Below are 23,781 nucleotides of genomic sequence, written 5' to 3' on the forward strand. Positions count from 1 at the left end.
TTAACGACCTTCTATAACACCTTCTATGGAAATATATAATGATTGTAAATCTTGTAACATCTCTTGTGATGCATCCCAATAACCACGCTGAGCAGCCTCTAGTAAAATTTCTGTAATACGCTGTAAGGCCCAAGGGTTTACCTGGCGCATCCAGTCCTGCACGGTTTTATCTAAGGTATACTTATTCGCATATCCTTCATAGACCCAGTCCGGTACAACATCACTCGTAGCATCCCAACCAAAGGTGTGGGAAACCACATTTGACATATCTGAAGCCCCTTTATAGCCATGTTTCATCATGGCTTCGATAAATTTAGGGTTCTGCGTTTCCCCTTGTACAACGCGGCGAATTTCATCGCCTAAAGACCGCATCACAACGCGGCTACGGTTTGAGCTATCCCCTACATAGGCGCGAGGTGCACTGCCCTTTGCAGTCCGTACCGCTGCAATAAGACCACCGTGATAACTATAATAATCATCGGCACTCATAATGTGCGTTTCCCGATTATCTTCGTTTTTAATGGTCACATCCATCGTAGTTAATCGACGCTGAAACAGCCTCATATCTTGAGGAATGTCCTTGTGTAGGTGAAAGCTGCTCCACTGGCTGTACACTTGAGCAATGTCTTGGAAAGACTCCCAATTCTTACCTTCAATCAAGGCTCCCACACCTGTACCATAAGCCTGTGGTGGATCACCAAAGATGCGAAGTCTCGCCTTTTTAGTAGCCAATAGAGGGTCCTCGCCTTGCTCGACGAGCCAGTCCACATCATCATGAATATGCTTTTTCACGTAATTATCGTCTGGTGACTCATCTAGTTCTGCTACCATTTCAACTGCTTTGTCAAGCCAACCGATGGCGGTAGGCATCATATCCCGAATGAGGCCACTGATGCGGCCCATCACATCGATGCGCGGACGTTGTAACTCCTCTAATGGAATCACTTCTAAGCCTGACACGCGACCACCGGATTGCCATTTAGGGCGAACCCCTAACAAGTAGAGAAACTCACCTAAACACTGACCATGACTTCTAGAATTGCTCGTAGCCCAAAGGATAATGCCCACCGTCTCAGGATACCGTTTCTCGTTTAGAATATAATCGGCGATAACTTGGTCCGCTAGCTCTATGCCTAGTTGGTAGGCTATCTTTGTAGGTAAAGCCCGTTCATCAAGGCCATAGAAGTTACGTCCCGTAGGCAGTACATCGACTTGACCACTTGATGAAGCACCTCCTGGGCCGGGCTCTATATACTGCCCTTGTAAGGCTCTAGAAATGGAGATAAGTTCATTCTTCGTATCGCCTAACTTAGGGATATACTCTTGGACGATAGCTTTTGCCAATGGTTCTAACCGTTCCGGTGCAGTATACTCTGGCGTATTAATTACATACCTTACAAAGCTGCGCAACTCATCCCAAATTCGGTCGATAATGACACTATAGCGTGTGCCATCTACATCAGTTTCGCCAGCATGTTGTTCTATATAGGACCAATCATACCCTAGTTCCTCTGCTATGACAGCAAGGCCTGATGCCATCTCACCTTGAGGGTTTCGGATAATAGCTGTAATAAATTCTTCTAAGTCTAGCCCCTCAGGTTCTTGCCCTAAGATGTGTAAGCCGTTGCGCATCTGCATATGCTTTAAATCGCTCAATTTTTCGTGGACCGCTGTAATAAGATCAGCCACATCCATCGTAGCGCCTTGTTCTTCATCAACGAGATGGCAGTCGATAGATTTCTCTCTAATTACGTTTTCTATATCCGATACACTCTCAGGATGTTCTTGCTCAAAATGACTATGCTCATCGAGCAAGGATTCCAGTTCTTCAAACTCATCGTAAAGGCCCGCCGTCGTCATCGACGGTGACAAGTGCCCCACTAAGCAAGCTGAGCTACGCCGTTTTGCCTGAATACCTTCACCTATAATGGTTGTCCAATAGGGATAAATATTAGGCAAACTAGAAATACCAATTTCGGGGTAACAACTAGCACTGAGGCCAGCCCCCTTACCAGGTAACCATTCTAAGGAGCCATGAGTACCGACATGGATGACCGCATCCGCTTCAAAGACAGTTCGTACCCAATGGTAAAAGGCTAGATATTGATGCGGAGGTGGCAAACAGGGGTCGTGATAAATGGCGGATACATTTTCCCCAAAGCCACGAGGCGGCTGTACTGTAATCCATAAATTGCCATTAGAAAATCCAGGGATAAAAACTTCATCATCGTAAACGAATACATCCCCGGGAGCCTCGCCCCAAGATGCAACCATAGCCTTCTGTGTATCTTCTGGCAGTGTAGCAAAGTATGCTCTGTAATCATCGCTACTCATACGACCTTCCGCAGAGGCTAACAGCTCATCGGTGAGCATAGAACGATCATTGGTCATATGCGAAGTCACCATATCCATCAACGCTACACTCGTTTCCGGTACACTATCGATTGAATATCCTTCCGCTTGCATTTGACGCAACAATCGTAGCACTGACTCAGGCGTATCAAGACCTGCAGCGGACCCAATGTTAGAATTCTTCGGCGGATAGTTATGTAGTATAATAGCTGCCTTACGCTCCTCTACAGGAATGTGACGCAATTTAGACCACTTAATAGCGCGCTGCACCACTGCACTGATGCGTTCTTTCACAGGCAGGTACATATAGTGGCCCTGCTCATCAAAGGTCTGACAAGCCACGACCCCACCGTGGATAACGCCATCTATCTCAGGTTGTGAAATAGATAGGTTCACATCTAGTGGCGTCACGCCTTGCGGATCCGCCGCCCATGACTTCTCGTCCATGTATATGGTGTAGCCCTGTACGATAGGAACGTCCTGTAATTTTAATTCCTCCAATGTTTGAGCCCCTAAGGACTGGAATGAAAATTTACACGTGTTGATGAGTACATCAAAGGGGAATACATCCTTCCCAAAGAGATAGTTCATAGACAGCTTCATATTCGGAATACCCACACGAGGATTCGAACCATACTGCCCATAAAAAATAATCGGGTTGTACTGATGTTTATAAATCTCTTCGAATAAGGCCTGTTGATACTCAATATCCCCCATGATCCACTCGTCACGATAAAAATATACCGCTATGGATGGCCAATCACGATGCCCTTCCGCATCCATAAACGCATCATAAGTTTCGTAGATATTGCCTGCTCGCCCCATGATGGCTTGCCACGGAATATGATCCGGTTCCTCCCATTCGGAGACAGGTTTTGTGCTGAAAGCACCATTGATAAGGCGCACATAGTTCATGACGCCACTAGTGCGACGGTAGCTTTCAAGACGAACACGCTGATCATCATCCAAGTTACGATAGAGAATATGTGTTTTCTTAGGCTCTACCACATCAATCCAATATTTGGGGTGATGCGCATATAGCCATCGCTCCAGACGCTCCAAGAACGGTGAATCTAATCCAACCCCCATATTTGTTACGAGGACTACATCGGCTGCACGAAGGCGACTTTCAAAATCCTCATTCCAAAGAGGAGGTTGTTTCATATTGCAAATATCTACCTTCCCCTGTAAAAGCTCTGGATAGGTAGCGACAGCCTTTTCTATATATTGGATTTGTTTCCCTAAATTAGAAATATACATGAGACGACTCATGATTTACCTCCGAGATACCCGCAAAATACGATCTGCCGTAATAGTATCCATGGCATAATAGCTGCCATTCATCAATTGACATAATTCCTTAGCTAGCCCTAACTTGATAAAACCCGTTTCTGTATCAATAACGATACAGTCTATAGGTAAGGATTCCAAAATACGAGCCCATTGTTTTGCCTCTGCTACGGGGTCCTCTGAATCCCCCGACGTAGCACGGCCATCGGTGATACAAATCATTTGTATGCGCTCTGCCGAATGTTTGCGTAAGAGTCTATCGCACATGGTATAGGCTGTACGCAAGCCTTTAGCCAATGGCGTTTTACCGCCCGTAGGCAATGTTGCTAATAATCTCTCAGCCCGTTCTACACTGCGCGTAAAAGGTAGCAATACCTCTGCCGATTCTTTGCGAAATGCAATGAGCCCCACCGAATCACGATGAATATAGGAATCTCGTAACAGGCTCAAAATAGCAGCCTTTGTGGCCTCCATACGATGCCGTGCCGCCATCGATCCACTGGCATCGACTACAAAAAGCTGATATCCACCGATCCGTTTTTCACGGGCTTTTCGGCGGTAATCCTGGGGTTTTACTAAAATTGATAAACCCTTATCGTATTGGCGTTTCCCCTGCTGTAACTGAGCAGATTGTTCTACTTGTTTTGCCTTAGCAGCAACCCGCAACCTTTGATAGGGCGCTGCCGCTCGTAATGTATCCACTAAGGCCAAGTCCTCTAGGGCATGTTCATCTTGATAGGCTCGAATCATACGCCCTCTGGTATCCTTTGTTTTAGTCATAAGACGACGCCCTGAACCCTTACGATACTGCCGGTCTACCGTCTTAGAGGACTCCAATTTCCACTGAAACATATTGTTTGCAATTTGAGCCACCGTATCGGGTAAGTATAAGGAAGATATTCCGTCAGCCTCATTACTATCTACATCTATAGGATGATTCGGCCCCTGCAATGTAGAATCAGAGTCACTAGAATCATTAGATTCTTCTTGATCAAACGCTCCCTCCTCTGTTTCGCCTATATGACTAGAATCTGCTGGCTCATTAGAATTCGGTTTCTCATCGAGAGAATCTCCCGCATTAGAATCCATAGGGCTATCAGAATCATCTGTATCCGGTGTATCCTTAGCCTGACTCTGCTCTTGATTACCGACATTATTCCCTGAGGAAGACTGCGATTCTGATATCTCATTTTGCTTCATACGATGTGGCAATACGTAGAGTGCAGCACGTTCTGCATGCGCTGGTTTACAGTACGAACTACCATCGAGAACAGCTAGCGACTTCATGACTTGTAACAATACATACTCCGCGTCATGGCCTACAGTATGGATTTGTAATACATAGGATATAGCTAGTGAAAGCATAGCATCAGGAACAGCAACAGCCTGAACACGTTTAACATCAAATGGCGCCGTCTTAGGCGTATCAATACATTCGATATCTTCACGATTTTGTTGCAAAACAGCTATGCGAGTTTCTAATGAAGGAGCCTCCATCGATACATGCACATCTACGAGTTCCCACTCCGCATCATCCAATGTTTGATTTTCATGGTTCATGGTCATGATAAGCAAGATATGATGACGTGTGGCCTCTATTAGTAGTGCATGACGCACCTCAGATGACAGCACATGACCATCATCGACGACCCAACAACGCGTACTAGCATCATCCAATAAACCTGAGGACATTATCATCTTGCCCTGTTCTAAAGATGCTTCAAAGTCGATGGATTCTTGCAATTCTGACGAATCTATATACACAGGTATTACTCGATACGGAATCTGCCACGCCTCTAAACATTGGCGTACGATAAAGCTTTTACCAACACCGGTACCACCAGAAATAACAATGGTATGAATCTGATCATTTACGAGACCTATTTTGAGAGCCTCTTGCACGGATGTACCCATAGCTATCCCTCAAGTACTGCAGTTACCACCGCATCAATACGGTCTTCATCGTGGCCTTGCTCTTCAAAAGGCAATCGACGTACCCGATGTTTTAATGCTAAACGAGCTGCCATCTTAAGGTCATCATCTACAATGTGACTTCGACTAGAAAAGGCTGCATGAGCACGAGCGGTGTGCATCATCGTAATATCTGGACGATGACCATCAACGCCTACCCCAATGCTAATGCTAGCAATTTTTAACAACACATCATCTGTGGGAATGATGCTCGGTAACAACTGACGTGCTTGTAACAAACGTTCTCGCAAATCATGTTCGGACTCAGCATATGATGCAATAAAACCTTCTGGATTATCACCAAAGGCGAGGCGACGCTTGATAACCTCCATACGCTGTGCTGGATCATGTTCCCCATAGACCATGACGGATAAGCCAAAACGATCCAATAGCTGCGGTCTAAGGTCGCCTTCTTCTGGATTCATCGTGCCTACGAGGATAAAACGAGACGGGTGGGAATGACTCACCCCTTCACGCTCTACCGTATTCACGCCCATAGCAGCTACATCAAGTAAAATATCTACAATGTGGTCATCTAAGAGATTGACCTCATCTACATAGAGAATATTTTGATGGGCAGCCTGTAGAATGCCTGGTTCAAAGGCTTTCACTCCGTCCTGTAAGGCCTTTTCTAAATTAATAGACCCTACCACGCGGTCCTCTGTCGCATTTATGGGTAATTCTACAACAGTCATTGCATTAGCCCCTAGTTCCATAGGAGGTAACAGGTTCGCTAGTGCACGAACCGCCGTAGATTTAGCAGTGCCCTTTTCACCTTCAATTAACACACCACCAATGGATGGATTGATAGCATTAAGTAACAGGGCTAATTTCATTTCCTCTTGGCCAACAATAGCAGTAAATGGATATAACATAAGCCTAACCTCATTTAGGATAGAAACATCTTATTTCAACTCAGGGTAGAAAATTTTATTTCAACGCAGGATCGATAGATATGTCTGTACTACCGCCTGTTTGTTTAAAGTCATCAATATTCGTGGTCCCCTTAGGGAATACGAATATTCGTTGTTGTTTAAAGTACGGATCATCGTAGACCGCAGCAGATAAACGGAATGCGTTCCGTAAGTTTTCTGCCGTCAACACCTCTCTCGGCGTCCCTACATCTACAATATGCCCATCGCTTACTAAGACGAGCTTAGTACAATATTTAGCGGCTAATTCTAAATCATGGACGACGATTAAAATCGTTTTGCCTTCGTCGCACAATCTGCGGCCTTCGTGAAAGATATCATCGGCGTACACTAAATCAAGGGCTGCTGTCGGTTCATCTAGTAATAGCACCTCTGTTTGTTGTGCCAGCGCCTTAGCTAGAAATACACGTTGCCGTTCACCACCACTAAGGTTTTGCACGGACCGATGTCGCAGGTGATACACGCCTACCTCTTTCATCGCCTTTTCTACGATGGCTTTATCCTCTGGGCCCTCTTGTTGCCACCATTTCAAATAGGGATAACGCGCTGTCATCACTATATCAATGGCTTCATAATCAAAGGAAACGTTGACGGACTGTTGCATATACGCCACATGATGAGCAATTTCCTTATCGCTTAAGGAAGCGATGCTTTTACCATCCCACAAAACCTGACCACCAGATATAGGATACAGGCCACGCAATGTCTTTAATAGCGTCGTTTTACCAGAGCCATTAGGGCCGATAATGCCAACGAATTCACCACTATCAATAGAAAAGGACGCGTCCTTTAGAATAGCGTTTTCCCCTAATGTAACAGATAGGGATTGAACATCTAATTTCATTAGGTCCCTCCTTTACTACGCAAACGATGAAGCAAATATAAGAAATATGGTGCCCCTAAGAGAGCGGTCATGATGCCAACGCGAATTTCAATAGGTTGTGCTATAACGCGCCCCAATGTATCACAGAATACAAGGAATAATGCCCCTCCAACGGCCGCCATAGGCAAGAGTATCCGATGATCAGGTCCTACCAAGAGGCGTACAATATGAGGGACCACAAGGCCTACAAAGCCAATAGAACCACTGACGCATACGGCGGTAGCAGTAACCACAGATGATAAGAATAGGAATAACATACGGTATGCCATAACTGGCAAGCCCAAGGCACGAGCCTCAGTATCGCCCAAAACGAGTACATTAAGATGACGCCCCAGCATCATCAAAATAACGCTGCCTGTCACGATAGGCCCTACGGCTAGTGCCACATGATCCCAACGACGGAAATCAAGGCCACCGACCATCCAGAATAGGAATTCACGCAATCGGTATTCGTTGATCATCGTCAAAATACCGGAAGTAAAAGCACCGAGCAACATACTAACCGCCACACCAGCCAATAATAAGGTCGTCGTATCTAATTTATTATTGCGCAAGGTTAAAATAATGGTAATTCCCACAGATACAAAGGCCCCAATAAAGGCAAAGGCAGGCATATAAAACATACCAAGAGATGTTACGCCAAGAGCAATGGCAATCACTGCACCAAGAGATGCCCCTGCGGATACGCCCATAATGCCAGGGTCTGCCAAGGGGTTCGAAAACACACCTTGCATAACAGCACCCGCCAACGCGAGTGCACCGCCTACGAGAAGGCCGATGATTAGGCGTGGCATGCGGATAAACCACAATACCGCCTCTTGTTCAGCTGTAATCGGCTCCGTAAAATGTACCGGTATGCCCATACCATTTAAAATACTTTGCACGCCCCCACCGATAGGAATCATAATCGTCCCTACATGGAGAGCCAATAAGCTCACAATACACAGCAATACACCAATTATGGCAATTGCCACGATTCGTTGTTTCTGTTTAGTCATGAGAATTCCTTTCTAATTGAGGATACACAGTATGCATAATGGCTAGCATCGCCTCGCCAATATGTTGATTCATAGTATATAAGTACGCCGCCGGCAAGGCTTTCACACGGTTTTCCCGTATAGCCGGAAGATTCTGAAAGGCTGCGTTATCTAGATAGCGACTTGATAAGCCCTTATCCATGCCCTTATAAGCTGGAATAAATATATAATCTGGATTCATGGCTAGTACACGCTCATCCCCAAAGGGTGTCCGCGGCGGTAATCCGAGGAGATCCGGTGCGTTATAGATACTCATGTATTTACACATATCATCAAACAGACTGCCCGTTCCCGTGTAACCATCCATAGATGATACAAAGAGGACGCTTTTACGTTCCGCTAGTGGAATCGATTCACCTAGGCGTTTCATCTCAGCTAATTCACGGCGAATCTTCTGTTCGTAAAACTGGCCCTTTTCATCTTCACCCACAATATGAGCTATGTCCGTCACATTCTTAATAACCGATTCCACCGTAGTACCGGTTGGCACTACAACAATAGGTATGCCCATATGGCGTAAGCCTGCAATAACGTCTGCACTCGTATAATCAGGTGCTATGACAAGATCGGGGTCTAAAGCGATGATTTTTTCTAACGGATACGAACCCATAACAGGTTTGACCAACTTAGCACGCTTCGCCTCTAAAGAATACTCTTCATAGGTAGACAATTTATTAATACCCACCAAGCGGTCTGGTTCTACAAGGCCTAATAAAATCGTATCCGATGCAGAGGACAAGGCTAAAATACGTTTTGGATGGTCAGGCACCGCCACGCGAACCCCATCATAGCTTTCAACATAACGCGCATGAGGTATTACCTGAGATTCCTCTTGCGGACCACACCCTGTTATACCTATAAAAAGGAGTATCACCAAACATATAAGATACGCAATGCTCTTGTTCATGATGATACTCCTTGTATAGTTCTAATACAGAATTATAGTAATCTAGAATTTTTGTGTGTAGCTGATTTGGTAATTGAATGGCTCATCCCAATATTCCCAATCACCGTTGGAAATAACATTGTGACGATTCAATAAATTACGTGCATCGAGTCGTACAGAAGAATTTTCATTGAACTGATATCCTACATATGCATTCCACGCTACAAGATTTGGATTGATGCCGCCATCGCGGTTCTTCATCCGTTTTGTTACAAAATTGATACTAGATCCAGCTGTCCAAGTGGAACTATTGTAATGAATGCCCCCTGTAAATTGTAATTTTGGATTAGCTTGCTTCCAGTAATTTTTATCGATTTCCATTTGCTTTGGATTCGAATAGGATGCACCGATGGACATCTTTAATCGGTCTGTTAACTTGCGACCATATTCGGCTTCGATACCCACATTTCTATAGCGACCACCATTGACACGGATCGTATTACGGCCATTGCTATCCGGTTTCCAAGAGAAGAAATTCTTGAAATTCATATAGAACGCAGCTACTTTCCAACTATCTTTATCGGTAATGTGCTTGTAACCCAATTCATAGTTCCAACCTTCTTCAGGTTTTAGATTGCGGCCGCTAACCGATTGATATTGTCGGTTTACCGTTTTAAATGTGTCACTTAGATTAGGCATTGTGAAAGCTTTGCCTACATTCATATATACAGAGGATTCTTTATTAATACGGTGATTCAATTGAAACTGTGGTGTCAACACATGTTGATTCTTTACAGGATCCTTAATATCCGTATAACGCAACCCCACAACGGTAGTCCATGTAGGATTGATTTGATAGGAGTAGCTACCATAAAGAGCTAAACTATGGCGATGAGGGCTTGCATATACAGGACCGGATGTAGTGCGGTACGTTTCACGTTTACCAAGTACACCGCCGATTAAATAATCCTTACCCCCTCTAAAATCCCATTCGTGTTGTACATCAAAACCATATTGACGAGCAATATAGTTGCTATCATTAGGCGTATAGGATGGAAGGCTATGTTTACGATTTTTTCCCTTCAAATCACGATCATTATAGAAGAGTGTGCCCGTCGTATTCCCATCCTTATAAATCAAGGACGCATTGTTCTTAGAATCATCATATGCATATGTTGTAGAGTGACGATCGCGGTTCGCCGGATTGCTTTCAGTACTCAACTGAGCATAGGCAGACTTACCTTCAAAGCGACTAAAGTTCAATGTTACCTTGTCGCTCAATTTGCCGCTCATGAATATACCTAAGGAATTCCCCTTATCCCGTGCTGTATAGTATTCATAGCCACGAGGGCGAATCACTGTATCTGTACGAACTGGTGTAGACGGATCTTGTTTACCAAAGAATCCCCGTTCAATACCGATCAAGAAACGTGGTGTCCCATAGTTGATTTTATAGGTTTGGCTACCCATATTGCCTACTCCAATAGTAGCAGAGCCACCTTCTTTAGTAGGTGTTTTAGTGATGACATTAACAACGCCACTCATCGCATCAGAACCATATAAAGCAGAAGCAGCGCCTTTCAACACTTCGATACGGGCGATAGAACCTGTTGGAATAGAGCTAAGACCACCTTTACCATTAAGGTTCATCGGTACGCCATTAACGAGAATGAGAGAACCCCGTTCAAGGCCACGAATATTGACACGGCTATCCATAGCACCATATTCAAGACCAGATGCGCCATAGGAGAAGGATGTAATGCCAGGCACCATGTTCACCGCATCAAAGGCATTTTTGGCACCGCTATTCATGATATCTTTGTCGGTAATAACATCCATTGCTGCCGGCGTATCTAGGTTCAACAACGCCATCCGATTAGCTGTTACATTAATAACATGGCTTTCAGGTGTGCCATTTACTTCAGTAGATGCTGCCGTAGTAGGAGTATCTGATGTAGCCGTTACATCCGCTGCATATGCATTCACAGATAGCCCCATCAAAGCCAAGCCTATAAGTATAGAAGTCCGTCGTTTCTTAAGAGTGTTCATAACAAATCCCTCGTAATACACACTAATTATTCATAAAACTACATAATTGTATTATTACACATTTAAAAAGACTGCACAAAACCCATACTCCCTACCAGTACTGGGTTTTATATAAATTTCTACAAATAAATATTAGAATTTTTGTGTATAACTCAATTCATAGGTGAATGGATCGCCCCAGTATTCATAATCACCATTTGTAATAACATTATGACGGTCTAATAAGTTGCGAGCGTCGAGACGAAGGGTAGCGTCCTTGTTGAAATGGTAACCTACGTATGCATTCCAAAGGGCGATATTAGGATTTAAACCGCCATCGCGATTGCGCAAGCGTTTTGTAACAAAACTAAAGGATGTACCGGCTTCCCACGTTGGGCTTTCATAGCGAATACCCGTAGTGAATTGCAATTTAGGAGCCGCTTGTTTCCAATAACTTTCATTCATTTCCTTTTGTCTAGGATTCGAATAGGAACCACTTACATTCCATTTGAGGCGGTCAGATAAGCGTCTGCCGTATTCAGCTTCGATACCCACGTTGCGGAATTTACCGCCATTTACGCGCACCAAAGGTCGACCATTCGCATCCGGTTGCCATTGGAAGAAGTTTTTGAAGTCCATATAGAACACGTCAATCTTCCAGTCATCCTTTTTGTTGATGCGCTTGTACCCGATTTCGTAGTTCCAGCCTTCTTCTGGTTTAAGGTTTTTACTGCTTACCGCTGTATACTGACGGCTAACGCTGCGGAATGTGTCACTCAAGCTAGGCATTGTGAAAGCTTTCCCTACGTTCACATACATGGAGGATTGTTTATTGATGGAGTGCAATAATTGGAATTGAGGCGTCAATACATGTTGATCCTTGACTGGGTCATCGATTACGGTGTAACGCAAGCCCAAAATGGATGTCCATTTAGGGTTGATTTCATAGGAATAGCTACCATATACGGCATAGCTATTGCGTTTAGGATGGATATATACAGGTACCGCTGTTGCATGGTATGTTTCTTGCTTGCCTGTAACACCTGCGATTAAATAATCCTTCCCATCTCTAAAATCCCATTCATGTTGTACATCGAACCCATATTGACGTGCTTGATAGCTCGTTTCGGTCGCCTTAGATTGGGACGTATTGTGTACACGACTCGTACCGCGCATCGTACGGTCATTGTAGAACAATGTACCTGTAGTCCCTTTGTCCTTATAAATCAAGGATGCATTATTGCGGTCATCCTTGTAATGATAGGTCGTAGAATGTCTTGCTTGGTTAACCGGATTCGTTTCTGTACTGATTAAGCCAAAGGAAGATCTGCTTTCAGCACGGTTGAAATTCAAGGTTACCTTATCTGAAAGCTTACCGCTCATAAATAGCCCCAACGAATTGCCCTTATTGCGAGTACTATAGTAATCGTAGTGTTTAGTGCCTGCATAGTCGTAGCGAATCGGTGTGGATGGATCCTGTGTGCCCCAATATTTTCTATCAATACCAACGATGAATTTATCTGTACCGTAAGACACATCAAAGCGTTTAGCACCCTTATTGCCTACGGCAACCGTAGCAGAGCCGCCCTCTCTAGATGGAGTCTTAGTAATAACATTAATAACGCCGCCTAATGCCTCTGCACCATACAAGGTAGAAGCTGCGCCTTTCACCACTTCGATACGTTTGATGGCACTCGTAGGAATAGAACCAAGACCACCTTTACCGTTGAGGTTCATAGGCACGCCGTTGACGAGAACAAGGGCGCCCCGATCAAGGCCACGAATATTTGTACGGCTATCCATGCCACCAAAATCGGCACCGCCAGCACCATAAGAATTAATTGTCACACCTGGTACAGTGGCCACCGCATCAAAGGCAGTGGTAGCACCACTATTTTTTAAATCCTCTGGTGTAATCACATTCATCGCTACAGGTGTGTCTAAATCTAGAAGAGCTGTGCGATTAGCGGTAACATTAATCGTAATATCTTCTTCATTGTTATTGGTTGTTACATTCTCTGCATAACCATTGACGGCTATACTAAGCAAAGCCATCAAAGTGGCCGCATACACACGTTTATTAACTTTTTTCATCATACTATACCTCTATCTAAACACTAACTATATAACTGTAAACTGTTTTAATTGTTGCATACATATAAGGGGTACGCAATAACCCATACCCCCTATACGTATGTTATTCCATGTTATAGATAATATTTAGTCGTCCATCCGGTAATGTCTGTACCATGGCGGATACCCCATAAATATGGCGTATAGTTTCTGCCGTCAATACCTCTTGAGGTGTACCACTACATACAATATGCCCTTCTTTTAATGCAATAATGCGGTCACAATAAATAGCAGCCAAATTTAAATCGTGAATAGCAGACACAACCGTTGCATCTAATCGTTTAACAATGGTCATTAACTCAAGCTGATACTTAATATCTAAGTGATTCGTAGGTTCATCTAGCACTAGACATTCAGTACGTTGTGCTAAAGCACGAGCCAATATAACACGTTGCTGTTCACCGCCAGATAAAGTATTAAAATTACGGCTTTCAAAATCACTAAGCCCTACTTGTTCCAACGCATGCCTTGCGATTTCATAGTCATCAATTTTATCCCTATCAAGCAAGCCTTTGTACGGAGAACGTCCCATAAGGACCATTTCAAGAACGGAGAAATCAAAATTGACGGTACTATGTTGTGCCACAACGGCCATCTTTAAAGCTGTATCACGATGGCTTAACGAACTTAGTTCTGAGCCATCAAAATAAATCTTGCCCCCACTAGGCTGTAACACACGGTATAAACATTTCAAAAATGTACTTTTACCACTGCCATTCGGTCCGATGATACCAACGAATTCCTTATCTTGTATAGCAAGTGAAATATCATGCAAAATCGTTTTTGAGCCAAATGAGACTTGGATAGCATCTGTTTGAATATTCATTATTCCCCTCCAAATCCGTAATTCTTACGCACTAACATATACACAAAGGTTGGTGCACCGATGAGAGAAATAAGAATGCCGATTGGTAACTCTGCATGAGGAATGATGCAGCGACAAAGACCATCAGCAATAACGAGGAAAATACTACCACATAGTGCACTAAATGGAATTAACGTCCAGTGATTAGTACCGATTGTCATGCGCACAAGATGAGGAATCAAAAGACCTACAAAGCCTATCATGCCCGCTGCATACACCACAAAACCGATGATAAGAGAACTAATAATCAAATACACTTGGCGATACGTATGTAAGTCCCGTCCTAAGGTAATAGCTACTTCATCACCAAGAAGCATCATGTTGAGAATTCTACTCTGAGACCAAAAAAATAGAACACTTAAAACTACGACTATAGCGATGATTGGTAACATATCCCATTTAGCACCTGCAAAGCTACCCATCAACCAATAAGTAATCGTTTGGATGCCTTCCTTATCGTTTGCAAGATATACCACAAAACTAGAGAAGGAACTACATACAGCACTTAATGCAAGCCCGCCTAGAATCAACTTAACGGAGTTTGGCCGTCCTCCTAAATTAGAGATAAACAATACGCCAAAGGAAATCGCCATGGCCCCAATAAATGCCATGACACCGACAAAGTTTTCCCCAAACATAACACCAACACCGAATAAAATAGCTACCGTTGCACCGAGGGATGCACCAGAGGAAATCCCCAAGATATAAGGATCTGCTAATGGGTTTTTTACGATGGCTTGCATGATAACACCCGATACAGCAAGGCCCGCACCGATAATGGCGGCCATCAATAAACGCGGCATTCTAAGTAACCATATAATAGTCTGTTCTGGACTATTCATAGGATCATCAATAGCTAATGGACTAGACCATTGATCTATAACAATATTAAAAATTTGAGAAAATGAAAAATGTACTGTACCAACAGAAAGTCCCCATAGAATGGCTAATGCTAGCACTCCTATGAGGACAAATCCGCCAGCAGTATATCCTATACGTTTTAACATACTGCTCCTTTATTAATGAATTAAATCAGGTACCCCTTCTGGATATAGGTTTGGATACAATCCATGGGATACGATATCGATACCATCAGATAAACGAATACCCGGACTATATACGGCAAGTAGAGGCAGGAAATGAACTCGTTTATTGCGCAATGCATTAACGCCTTGTAATGCTGGTTGCTCTAATACATAGTTCATCAACGTATCTGCTTGACTATATTCACCATCGGATACAATTAAGAATATAACATCTGGATTCTGCTCTACCACATCCTCCATGCTAATAGATGGTGTATCCGTATCGATAACATCCGCATGCAAAGTATCACCAATATTACCAGCTAATGTTTTATGGCCATATAAACGGAAATGTTTGCCTTCCAATTCAACAAACAAAGCCTTTGGCGGTTTTTCATGCGCCGTTTGTGCTACCGTATAGTTTACCGATTGTTGCATATCACTAATGAGTCGTTCTGCCTCTACATCTCGGTGAAAGATACGCCCTAAATCGCGTATATACTGGTACTCCATATCCATAGTTAGTGCAGACTGTGCCCCTAATGAAGACTCGGCAATATATACATTGGCGTGTCGAGCCTGCCAAAAAGCAGGAGGTCTAATCCCCTTATTTGTAAAGGTTGATCGCCATCCTACTAGCAAATCAGGTTTCATCATTAATACAGATTCTAAGTTGGCATACTGCATATCCTTGTACGGAATTTTATCATAAGCCTCGCGGTATTCTGGACGCACATACTTGCGATTTGGAATCCCCATGCCGGCTACGATTCGATCACCTTCGCCAAGAGCAATAATGGTTTCAATCGAATTCTGCCACATAGCCACAACACGATCTGGTACCTCCGTATACGTGCTTTCAAAAGGTTGACCATGCTGAACATAGGACTCAATCGTCACGGGTGGCTGCAACTCGATATGAGGAGGCGTAGACTGCCCCCGCTCAACAGTTACCTGCTGAGGGCCACAGCCTACGCACAATAATAGACATAGTATTAATACGCTAAATCTAATCATTAGAATTTATATTTCGCCCCAATCATAAAGGAACGCGCTGGCATAGCCGCACTACCACGACCATTATAAGCACTATAACTAGTTTCATAAGCGCGGTTAAGTACGTTATTAACAACGATATACGCTGTTAAATCCTTCGTTACATTATAGTTTAGATTCCAGTCAACGATGAGGAATTGTCTATGCGTGAACGCATAATCACTGTTTCCTGTGTACCAGTTAAATAACAAACCAGAGTAGAGTTTTTTATTATCATAGGATACATTCAAGGAGTAATGATTTTGCGGACGTAAGCTATTAATAGCCACGTTGATATCATCGCTATTGTTATAGCCCCAGTTTGGATCGAGAACCCAACCACCTTTAGATAACCATTTGTCCTTCATATGAGAATAGGATGCACTCATTGTAATGTATTTATTTAACTTATGGTCTACTGTAATGTTGAAAGATTTTTTATTTTCTTTTGCATTAACAGCGGTACTTTCAAAATTATTAGTCGCATTATCCCAGATTGGCAATGTAGCAATGGCATTGCTCATACGCGTGTAATCATAGTGAAGTGCTACTGTAGTGTTGTTATGGGCACCAAAGGTATGTTGTACGCCGAATGTGAAAGCATCACCTTTTTCATCTTGCAATGGAGTATTAAATACACCATCCACAGATGTGTAATCACCTTGTTTTAATGGTCTCATGATATGAGTCCAACCTGCATACATGCTTGTATTTTTATTAAATTTAATTTGACCATGTAAGCTAGGTGTTAAGGAGCTAATACTACCTTTACCTTGGGAATCACCACTGCCATTACCTTGATAGCTACCATAATTTACATAGCGCAATGCTGGGGTTAATTCTACATTGTTGCCAATGTAAATCTTATCTTGCAAATATGCATACAATGTATTACGACGAACATCAGAAGATTTTAGAACCCCATTACGCAAAGACTTAGTGTTCAATTGAGAACGGCTATAATCAATATTAGCAATGATATCGTGTTTATCTAATTGACGAGTCCATTGAACCTCTATGCCATTCTTAGTTTCTTTGTACCAGCTTGTTGGGCTACCAGCCATACCACCAGTATCAGCAATCCATTGACGTAGTGCATCTTTATTATCTGGGAATGGAGCTAAATTAGCATCTACCCAAGCATTAAATTGCTCAACCGTTGTCCCCGTTGGGAATGCAGCTTCATAAGCTGCACGTGCAGCAGCTGCTGTACCTCGCGTCCAAGCGTATTTATCGCGGCCTTCATAACGATGATCTAAGCGATACAATCTTACAAAGCTTTCCAATTGACCTTGGCGATCAAAGGTATATTTCAAATCTGTATCTAAGTTTTTAAACTTACTATAGGAACCATAGTTACCATCTAAGGCAAATAAGTTATGGTAGCCAGGATTTCTAGAGTCCCCATATAACTTAGGTGCACCTGCTATTAATTGATTGTTTGCATCAACTTGACCTATAGCAGCATTAAAGATAATGCGACGCCAATCTTCTTGGTTCCAATATTTACGGCTTGGTGTAGAAATAGGATATCCATCATAACCTTTTTTATAGTTTACGGAGAACTGCAAATTTTGCTTCTTATTAAAATCATGGTCAATTCGAGCATTAAAGCCTTCTTCTTTCCACTTAGAACCAGTAAGCGTAGCTACTTCACCAGTATCACCGTCTTTATATTTTGTGTCTTGAGACATAGTACGTGTAGCGGTCACAAAATAACCTGTAGACGCATTTTTACCAGCTGAACCTTGTACAGTCAAGTTATAACTATGTTTATTCCAGCTGCCAGTTGCTAAATCAACAGAACCTTTAAAGTCCCCTTTACCACGACGTGTAATGATATTGATAACACCGCCTGTCGCATCAGATCCGTATTGAGAAGCACCAGGGCCTTTGATAACCTCGATTTTATCGATGGCATCCATATTCGTTACTTCATCAATATTTACACCTGTAGACTTAGACCCTCTTTCAGAGCTATCACCTAAACGACCAGATGTAATATTATCAACGCGACGACCATCGACGAGTACTACCACGCGGGAATCACCATTAATGGACACACCATTGTTATAGAATTGATAACCATATTCACCACCACGGTAGCCAGGGTTTTGGAATGTAACGCCAGGAACACGTTTAATCGCTTCTGTTACATCACGGTAATGACGCTTTTCAATTTCTTCACGGGTAATAACCTTTACGTCACCGCCTGTACGATAATAGGATTGCTCAGTAATCGTATTACCATACTCATCCTTCGCAGAGTCTGCAGTAACATTGATATTATGTACTTCATACCCTTTGAAATTCTCATCATACGCATACGCTTGATATGTGCCTAGCGCTAATGTTACGGCAATTGTTGCTGATAAAAGATGTCTACGTTTCATAGTCCCTCCATATACACATTTAACTATACAAAACTATAGCTTTCTCAATTTGCTATAGTTAGAAACACACTATACATTCACACACATTTTAAAAACTAACGCATGTTAGCAATATATTACTTAATTCAGATTGTAGCTAACATTCACCTCAATCGTCACAGAATGTCCAGTGGTGTTCTCAATACCACCAGAACTAGAAACGAGGCTATATGCCGCATCATCTAGGATGCTTGAACCACTACTACCCGTCTTTGAAGCTGAAACAAAATTACCATCACTATCAAAGGTAACATCAAAGGAAACAGTCCCTGTAATACCACGTCGTACCGCTTGTTGTGGCATAACTTTATTACTTTCTACACGTGCAATATAACCCGCACTGCTATAGGATCCCGATCCTTCCGTATCACTAGTCCCAGGGTTTCCGTCTTTCGTACCCTCGCCTTTTTCACCAGTACCACCATTGCCGATAGGGCCACCACCTGGACCTGGTGTATTGCCATCACCGGGAACACCTACAGGATTATCTGTATTCCCATGTAGATTAACACTAGCCGCTTCATTACCACCTAAATATGGATTAAGGTCCTTCAAACCAGGTGTCGGTTTCCCTGATAAATCCGGCAACACACTACCTGACTTACCACCAGCAGCATTTTCTTTATCATCGGATACGATTTTTTCTTGCTGTTTCTTCTCCTGCTCTGGAGGTTCTGGCTGCACCATATCGAGATTGATGACCAAATCTTTCTTTGGCGTTTCTGGCGGTTTTAAATGGCCGAACCAATCGCCTACAACACCCCAGTATGCCAGATTGACCACCAATGCAGCTAGGAAAGGAATGCCATATCGTTTACTCACCATAGGATCACTTCCGTTCTGTCGCTACACTGACAAATCGAGCACCACTCATCTTAAGATTATCCAAAATGCTAATAACATCCTTATACGCAATATCTTCAGACGCACGAACGATAAAGGCTTGTTGTGGTTCCTTCGCAACGATGCCTTGAATTTCATTGCCTAAATCATCAGGCTTAATTTCACGTTCGTTCAAATACATCTTATGAGTGGCGGTTAAGGAAATCGTAATCGGCTCAATCGTTTTCGCCGTCGATGCAGACGCCTTTGGCAAATTGAGAGGAATTTGTTCCTCTGTATTCATATACAACGTACTCATCATGAAAAATACGAGCAAGAAAAATACGATATCGATCATAGGTATAATCATGATGGTAGGTTCTTTTTGTATCCCTACTGAACTACGTTTCATCGTTGACTCCTAATATATAAATCCAAGATAGAACCTAAGCGTTGTTCCAATTTTGCAATATCATAATTTACCTTACTTGTGCACCAGCTATGGATGGCTAATGCTACGATGGCTACTGAAAGCCCTGTTGCCGTTGCAATCAACGCTTCGGATACACCACCCGTAATAACGGTAGGGGCGCCGATATCGCCACCAACAGCTGCGAAGGAGCGAATCATACCAACTACAGTCCCCAATAGACCAAGCAATGGAGCCATGGTAACCATCATGCTAAGCCAGTTAAGGCCTCGTTTTAAACGTTCGTCCATGTAGCCTACTACATCGTGAAGGCGGTTTTCCAAGCCTTCAAAGTTATATACGGAATCTACAATTGGTGTTACAAATTGACTAAGTGCATCATCATTATTCTTGATAGCTTGTTCTAATGCAGACCAATCATTTGCATTACGGCCTGATTCAATGCTAGCCGACAATTGTTGAATTTCAGTGTCAATGCGGCGGTACATACGAATTCGCTCAAATAAAATCGTACATGCGGCCAACATAAATAAAACTAGCGGATACATGACTACGCCACCCGCATTAAAAAGATGAATTGCATACTCCATAATAACCTCCTCAAACTTATAATTATAAATTTGTACTCTACTACGTATGAAACACATATGAAATCTGTATTAATCGCTATATTACGATTAACACTAAGTTATTTTATTATTTCATAAACAACTACATAGCACAACAAACCTATACCCTGTATAGGTATGATAATTTACTGAATTCAATCTCATAAATAGTAATTTTTTCTATTCAATACATACATTTGTCTACCATATAAAAACAACAAAATTTCTCAGGCTAAAAATTATTCATCACCGCTCCACATATATAAAAAAGGCAGTCTATAGAAATGTTTTCTATAGACTGCCTATACAGATATTATCTAAATTCTTAGCATACTAAGAGGCTGAACATTACACCTCTATCAAGTACATATTTATTAATTCTATACAATTTTATGAATGTTATTCATACCTGCATAACCATTCGTTTAAACTATCCTATGACACCGTTATATCATCATAATAAAACTTATGTATGTGTATCCTCTTGCTACGAAATAATATTAGTCACTTGATACGGTAGTACAATCCATTTTATCTTCATAAGCGAACTCTCTTATTTCTTACTAAATTTTTTCTTATTAGGTTTTGCCGCTTGTTTCCCCTTCGCAGGACCAGCAGCTTTCACAAAAGAGTTATTCAAATTCGTCGCCACCATAAGGGCCACGTCAGCATTAGGAGTCGTCACAATGTTTTGACCGGCCACAGTAACGGTAGGACCATTATAGGACGCACTACCTTGTTGAATTTGACCATTATGATACAAGCGAGCCAATTTACCAGCCATGAAATAAGCCCGTTCTTCGCCCGTATAACGACCGCTATTGGCGGGGCTATAGATATTCACGCCATTCACAAATACCGCACCATTATCCACCGTTACGTGATTACCAGAATAGGTATACATGCGGTCGATGTTGTCCTTCACACGGCTGCTCGTCTTAGGGTGATTATTAGGGCTGAATACTTGGTTCAAACCTTCGCGATACAAATCGCCGTATTTATTGCGAAGCACAGCCATAGACGCAGCAGCACCGCCCACATTGTATGGGGATTCGCTCAAGATCTTAAAGCCCAATTCATCGGCCGCCTTTTCTTGGCCCATCGTAAACACTTGGTTTTCCATATAATTACCAGCAATGTTGGACAAAATGGCCGCATTACCACCGCCACCAGCTGCAAGGCTCACTGCCGTAGATAAACCGACTTGTTTCTTAAGGCCATTGACGATGTCCTTGTGTTCGCCATGAGAAATTTCATGGGCCATAACATACGCAAGCTCATCGTCATCCAATAAATCCAAAGCGCCCTTATTAACAGACATTACACGGCCAACCGTAGCGAACGCATTGAAATCATCGCTAGGATTTGCGTATACCACATACGAACGCTTCACGCTAGGTGAAGCCTCTAAGGTCTTCATGATACGTTGTACCCGTGCTTGTGCCGCACTATCCTCTAAATAGCCCGTTTGCTTCTTTGCACGAGCCAAACTTTCCTCTTGGCCTTCCTTAGAATTATCCATTTTATTAAAAGCCGTGGCTACATATGCATATGCTACTGCACCACCAAGTAACGTTTCCGCCGCACCTACAGAAGCAGCCTCTACCGTTGTTGGTACCACCGCCACTGTTGTTAATGAAAACCCCATAGCTACGGCTAATACCAAAGATTTAAACTTCTTGTTCATATTCTATCCTCTCATTGTCTCTCAAAATAAAGGCAGTCTTACTTAGATTCACCAACAAGCTCAATAGCTACCTTACCATCTTTAGATACGGCACCACCATGAGTGTACCCAACAACATCAAATCCAGCTGCGGCACATTGATGAGCTATACTTTCATAGTCAGCATTCTTACCACGCGTACAGGTCGAAAGATGAATCGTAGTGACACCATTTTTCTTGAAAGAAGCCAGTTTCTTCTCCAAATCGCCACCGCTATGAGTAAAACCAACTAACTCAGTATCCTCATCCGCATAACGCTCAAAAGAATCCACTTTATTCATATATGCCTTAAGACAACCACCACAAGAACAACGTTGCATCGTGTCCTCGTTCACGAGAACCGCAATCTTCTTACACATAAAACCTCCTTAGGTAACATACATAATATTATGCATATTATATCACACCAAATTGATAAAAATTATGAATACAAAGAATATAGAATATATATCGCTAGAGTTTGTGCCCTTATACTTATTAAATTATTGAGCTACAAAATGTAAATCAAAAGAGTTATAGTTGAACTAATATATGCTATCGGTTTGAACCAATATATGCTATCATAAAGAGAGAAGGGTGATTAATGGAAAAGCCGAAGTTTGAGTTTTACACTAGGCCTAATGGTCATAATGAGTTCATTGAGTTTTATAACAATCTTCCACTAAAAAATCAGCAGAAACTTTTAGCTACAATTAATAGAATAGAAAAAGATGGTATACTAATAGCTCAAAGACTTGAATTAGTAAAGAAATTGGACTATGAGATATACGAAATACGCTCAAAGCATTCTAACAATATCCAAAGAGCCCTATATTTTCATGTGAGTCATAATAAATATATCGTGACACATGGTTTTACAAAGAAAACTCAGAAAACACCAAGTCAAGAAATACAGAGAGCCAAAGTGATTAAAAAGGAATACGAGGAGGAAGAATATGCCAACAATAAAATTTGATGAATTTTTAGCAGAACAAAGGAAAAATCCTTCTTTTGAAAATGGCTTTTTAAAAGAAGATGCTAAATTAGAAAATGCAATTGCACTATTAAGAGCACGTGAGAATGCAGGGCTAAGCCAACGAGAACTAGCAGAACGTTCGGGTGTTCCACAATCTACTATTGCTAGAATAGAACGTGGTTATAATACAAGTATCGATACGCTCAGCAAAATCGCTTTTGCATTAAATAAGAGAGTAAAAATAAGTTTTATATAATAATAACTCCCCCCTGTATGTATAATATAGGGGGAATTTCTATTTTAAGGGGACCTGACCGGACTCTATATGTAAGCATATATAACAAAAAAGGCTAACCATTCGGTTAGCCTCT

The 23,781-nt window shown here is 42.3% G+C and carries 19 protein-coding genes; 2 read left to right on the forward strand and 17 right to left on the reverse strand.

Features of this window, described 5'->3' with window-relative positions:
* From cobN to O3617_RS03415, 17 genes are all read right to left on the reverse strand, one after another.
* Positions 1-3,624 (reverse strand): cobaltochelatase subunit CobN, encoded by a 3,624-nt coding sequence (gene cobN, locus O3617_RS03335; protein WP_371448647.1) that lies wholly within the window; start codon positions 3,622-3,624, stop codon positions 1-3.
* 3 nt (positions 3,625-3,627) lie between these two features.
* On the reverse strand, positions 3,628-5,556 hold the full coding sequence (locus tag O3617_RS03340; protein WP_371448649.1) for a VWA domain-containing protein: 1,929 nt from the start codon (positions 5,554-5,556) through the stop codon (positions 3,628-3,630).
* A 2-nt stretch (positions 5,557-5,558) separates the two neighbouring features.
* Entirely contained in the window at positions 5,559-6,488 is a 930-nt protein-coding gene (locus tag O3617_RS03345) for an ATP-binding protein (RefSeq protein ID WP_371448651.1), read from the reverse strand.
* A 55-nt stretch (positions 6,489-6,543) separates the two neighbouring features.
* Positions 6,544-7,389 carry an ABC transporter ATP-binding protein gene (locus O3617_RS03350; protein WP_371448653.1) on the reverse strand — a complete coding sequence of 282 codons (846 nt, stop codon included), beginning with the start codon at positions 7,387-7,389 and terminating at the stop codon, positions 6,544-6,546.
* Positions 7,389-8,426 (reverse strand): FecCD family ABC transporter permease, encoded by a 1,038-nt coding sequence (locus O3617_RS03355; RefSeq protein WP_371448655.1) that lies wholly within the window; start codon positions 8,424-8,426, stop codon positions 7,389-7,391. The genes O3617_RS03350 and O3617_RS03355 overlap by 1 nt, the downstream gene beginning before the upstream one ends.
* Complete coding sequence (locus tag O3617_RS03360) at positions 8,419-9,372, reverse strand: ABC transporter substrate-binding protein (protein ID WP_371448657.1); 954 nt, start codon at positions 9,370-9,372, stop codon at positions 8,419-8,421. The genes O3617_RS03355 and O3617_RS03360 overlap by 8 nt, the downstream gene beginning before the upstream one ends.
* 42 nt (positions 9,373-9,414) lie before the next feature.
* A complete protein-coding gene (locus tag O3617_RS03365) occupies positions 9,415-11,400 on the reverse strand; it encodes a TonB-dependent receptor plug domain-containing protein (RefSeq protein WP_371448658.1) in 1,986 nt (661 codons plus the stop codon).
* Between the two features lie 132 nt (positions 11,401-11,532).
* Positions 11,533-13,476 carry a TonB-dependent receptor gene (locus tag O3617_RS03370; protein ID WP_371448659.1) on the reverse strand — a complete coding sequence of 648 codons (1,944 nt, stop codon included), beginning with the start codon at positions 13,474-13,476 and terminating at the stop codon, positions 11,533-11,535.
* Between the two features lie 100 nt (positions 13,477-13,576).
* Entirely contained in the window at positions 13,577-14,338 is a 762-nt protein-coding gene (locus tag O3617_RS03375) for an ABC transporter ATP-binding protein (RefSeq protein WP_371448660.1), read from the reverse strand.
* Complete coding sequence (locus tag O3617_RS03380) at positions 14,338-15,384, reverse strand: iron ABC transporter permease (RefSeq protein WP_105084015.1); 1,047 nt, start codon at positions 15,382-15,384, stop codon at positions 14,338-14,340. Before O3617_RS03380 ends, O3617_RS03375 begins: the two co-directional genes overlap by 1 nt.
* 12 nt (positions 15,385-15,396) lie before the next feature.
* Complete coding sequence (locus O3617_RS03385; protein ID WP_371448661.1) at positions 15,397-16,419, reverse strand: ABC transporter substrate-binding protein; 1,023 nt, start codon at positions 16,417-16,419, stop codon at positions 15,397-15,399.
* Positions 16,419-18,830 (reverse strand): TonB-dependent receptor plug domain-containing protein, encoded by a 2,412-nt coding sequence (locus O3617_RS03390; protein ID WP_371448662.1) that lies wholly within the window; start codon positions 18,828-18,830, stop codon positions 16,419-16,421. The genes O3617_RS03385 and O3617_RS03390 overlap by 1 nt, the downstream gene beginning before the upstream one ends.
* Positions 18,831-18,950: 120 nt before the next feature.
* Positions 18,951-19,694: a TonB family protein gene (locus O3617_RS03395; protein WP_371448663.1), complete on the reverse strand. Its 744-nt coding sequence runs from the start codon at positions 19,692-19,694 to the stop codon at positions 18,951-18,953.
* Between the two features lie 4 nt (positions 19,695-19,698).
* Entirely contained in the window at positions 19,699-20,103 is a 405-nt protein-coding gene (locus O3617_RS03400) for a biopolymer transporter ExbD (protein WP_295230159.1), read from the reverse strand.
* The gene (locus O3617_RS03405) at positions 20,100-20,711 is read right to left on the reverse strand and encodes a MotA/TolQ/ExbB proton channel family protein (RefSeq protein ID WP_371448664.1); all 612 of its coding nucleotides are present in this window, start codon (positions 20,709-20,711) and stop codon (positions 20,100-20,102) included. Before O3617_RS03405 ends, O3617_RS03400 begins: the two co-directional genes overlap by 4 nt.
* 571 nt (positions 20,712-21,282) lie before the next feature.
* Positions 21,283-22,416 carry a M48 family metallopeptidase gene (locus O3617_RS03410; protein ID WP_371448666.1) on the reverse strand — a complete coding sequence of 378 codons (1,134 nt, stop codon included), beginning with the start codon at positions 22,414-22,416 and terminating at the stop codon, positions 21,283-21,285.
* 38 nt (positions 22,417-22,454) lie between these two features.
* Positions 22,455-22,814 carry a CGGC domain-containing protein gene (locus O3617_RS03415; protein ID WP_371448668.1) on the reverse strand — a complete coding sequence of 120 codons (360 nt, stop codon included), beginning with the start codon at positions 22,812-22,814 and terminating at the stop codon, positions 22,455-22,457.
* Between the two features lie 224 nt (positions 22,815-23,038).
* Here O3617_RS03415 and O3617_RS03420 point away from each other — a divergent pair, with 224 nt between their 5' ends.
* Together O3617_RS03420 and O3617_RS03425 are read left to right on the forward strand one after the other, a co-directional pair.
* Positions 23,039-23,410: a type II toxin-antitoxin system RelE/ParE family toxin gene (locus O3617_RS03420; protein WP_371448669.1), complete on the forward strand. Its 372-nt coding sequence runs from the start codon at positions 23,039-23,041 to the stop codon at positions 23,408-23,410.
* Positions 23,391-23,666 carry a helix-turn-helix domain-containing protein gene (locus tag O3617_RS03425; protein ID WP_038125254.1) on the forward strand — a complete coding sequence of 92 codons (276 nt, stop codon included), beginning with the start codon at positions 23,391-23,393 and terminating at the stop codon, positions 23,664-23,666. Before O3617_RS03420 ends, O3617_RS03425 begins: the two co-directional genes overlap by 20 nt.
* Positions 23,667-23,781: the final 115 nt, after the last annotated feature.

Source organism: Veillonella sp. 27098_8_77 (assembly GCF_041431535.1).
GTDB lineage: Bacteria > Bacillota > Negativicutes > Veillonellales > Veillonellaceae > Veillonella.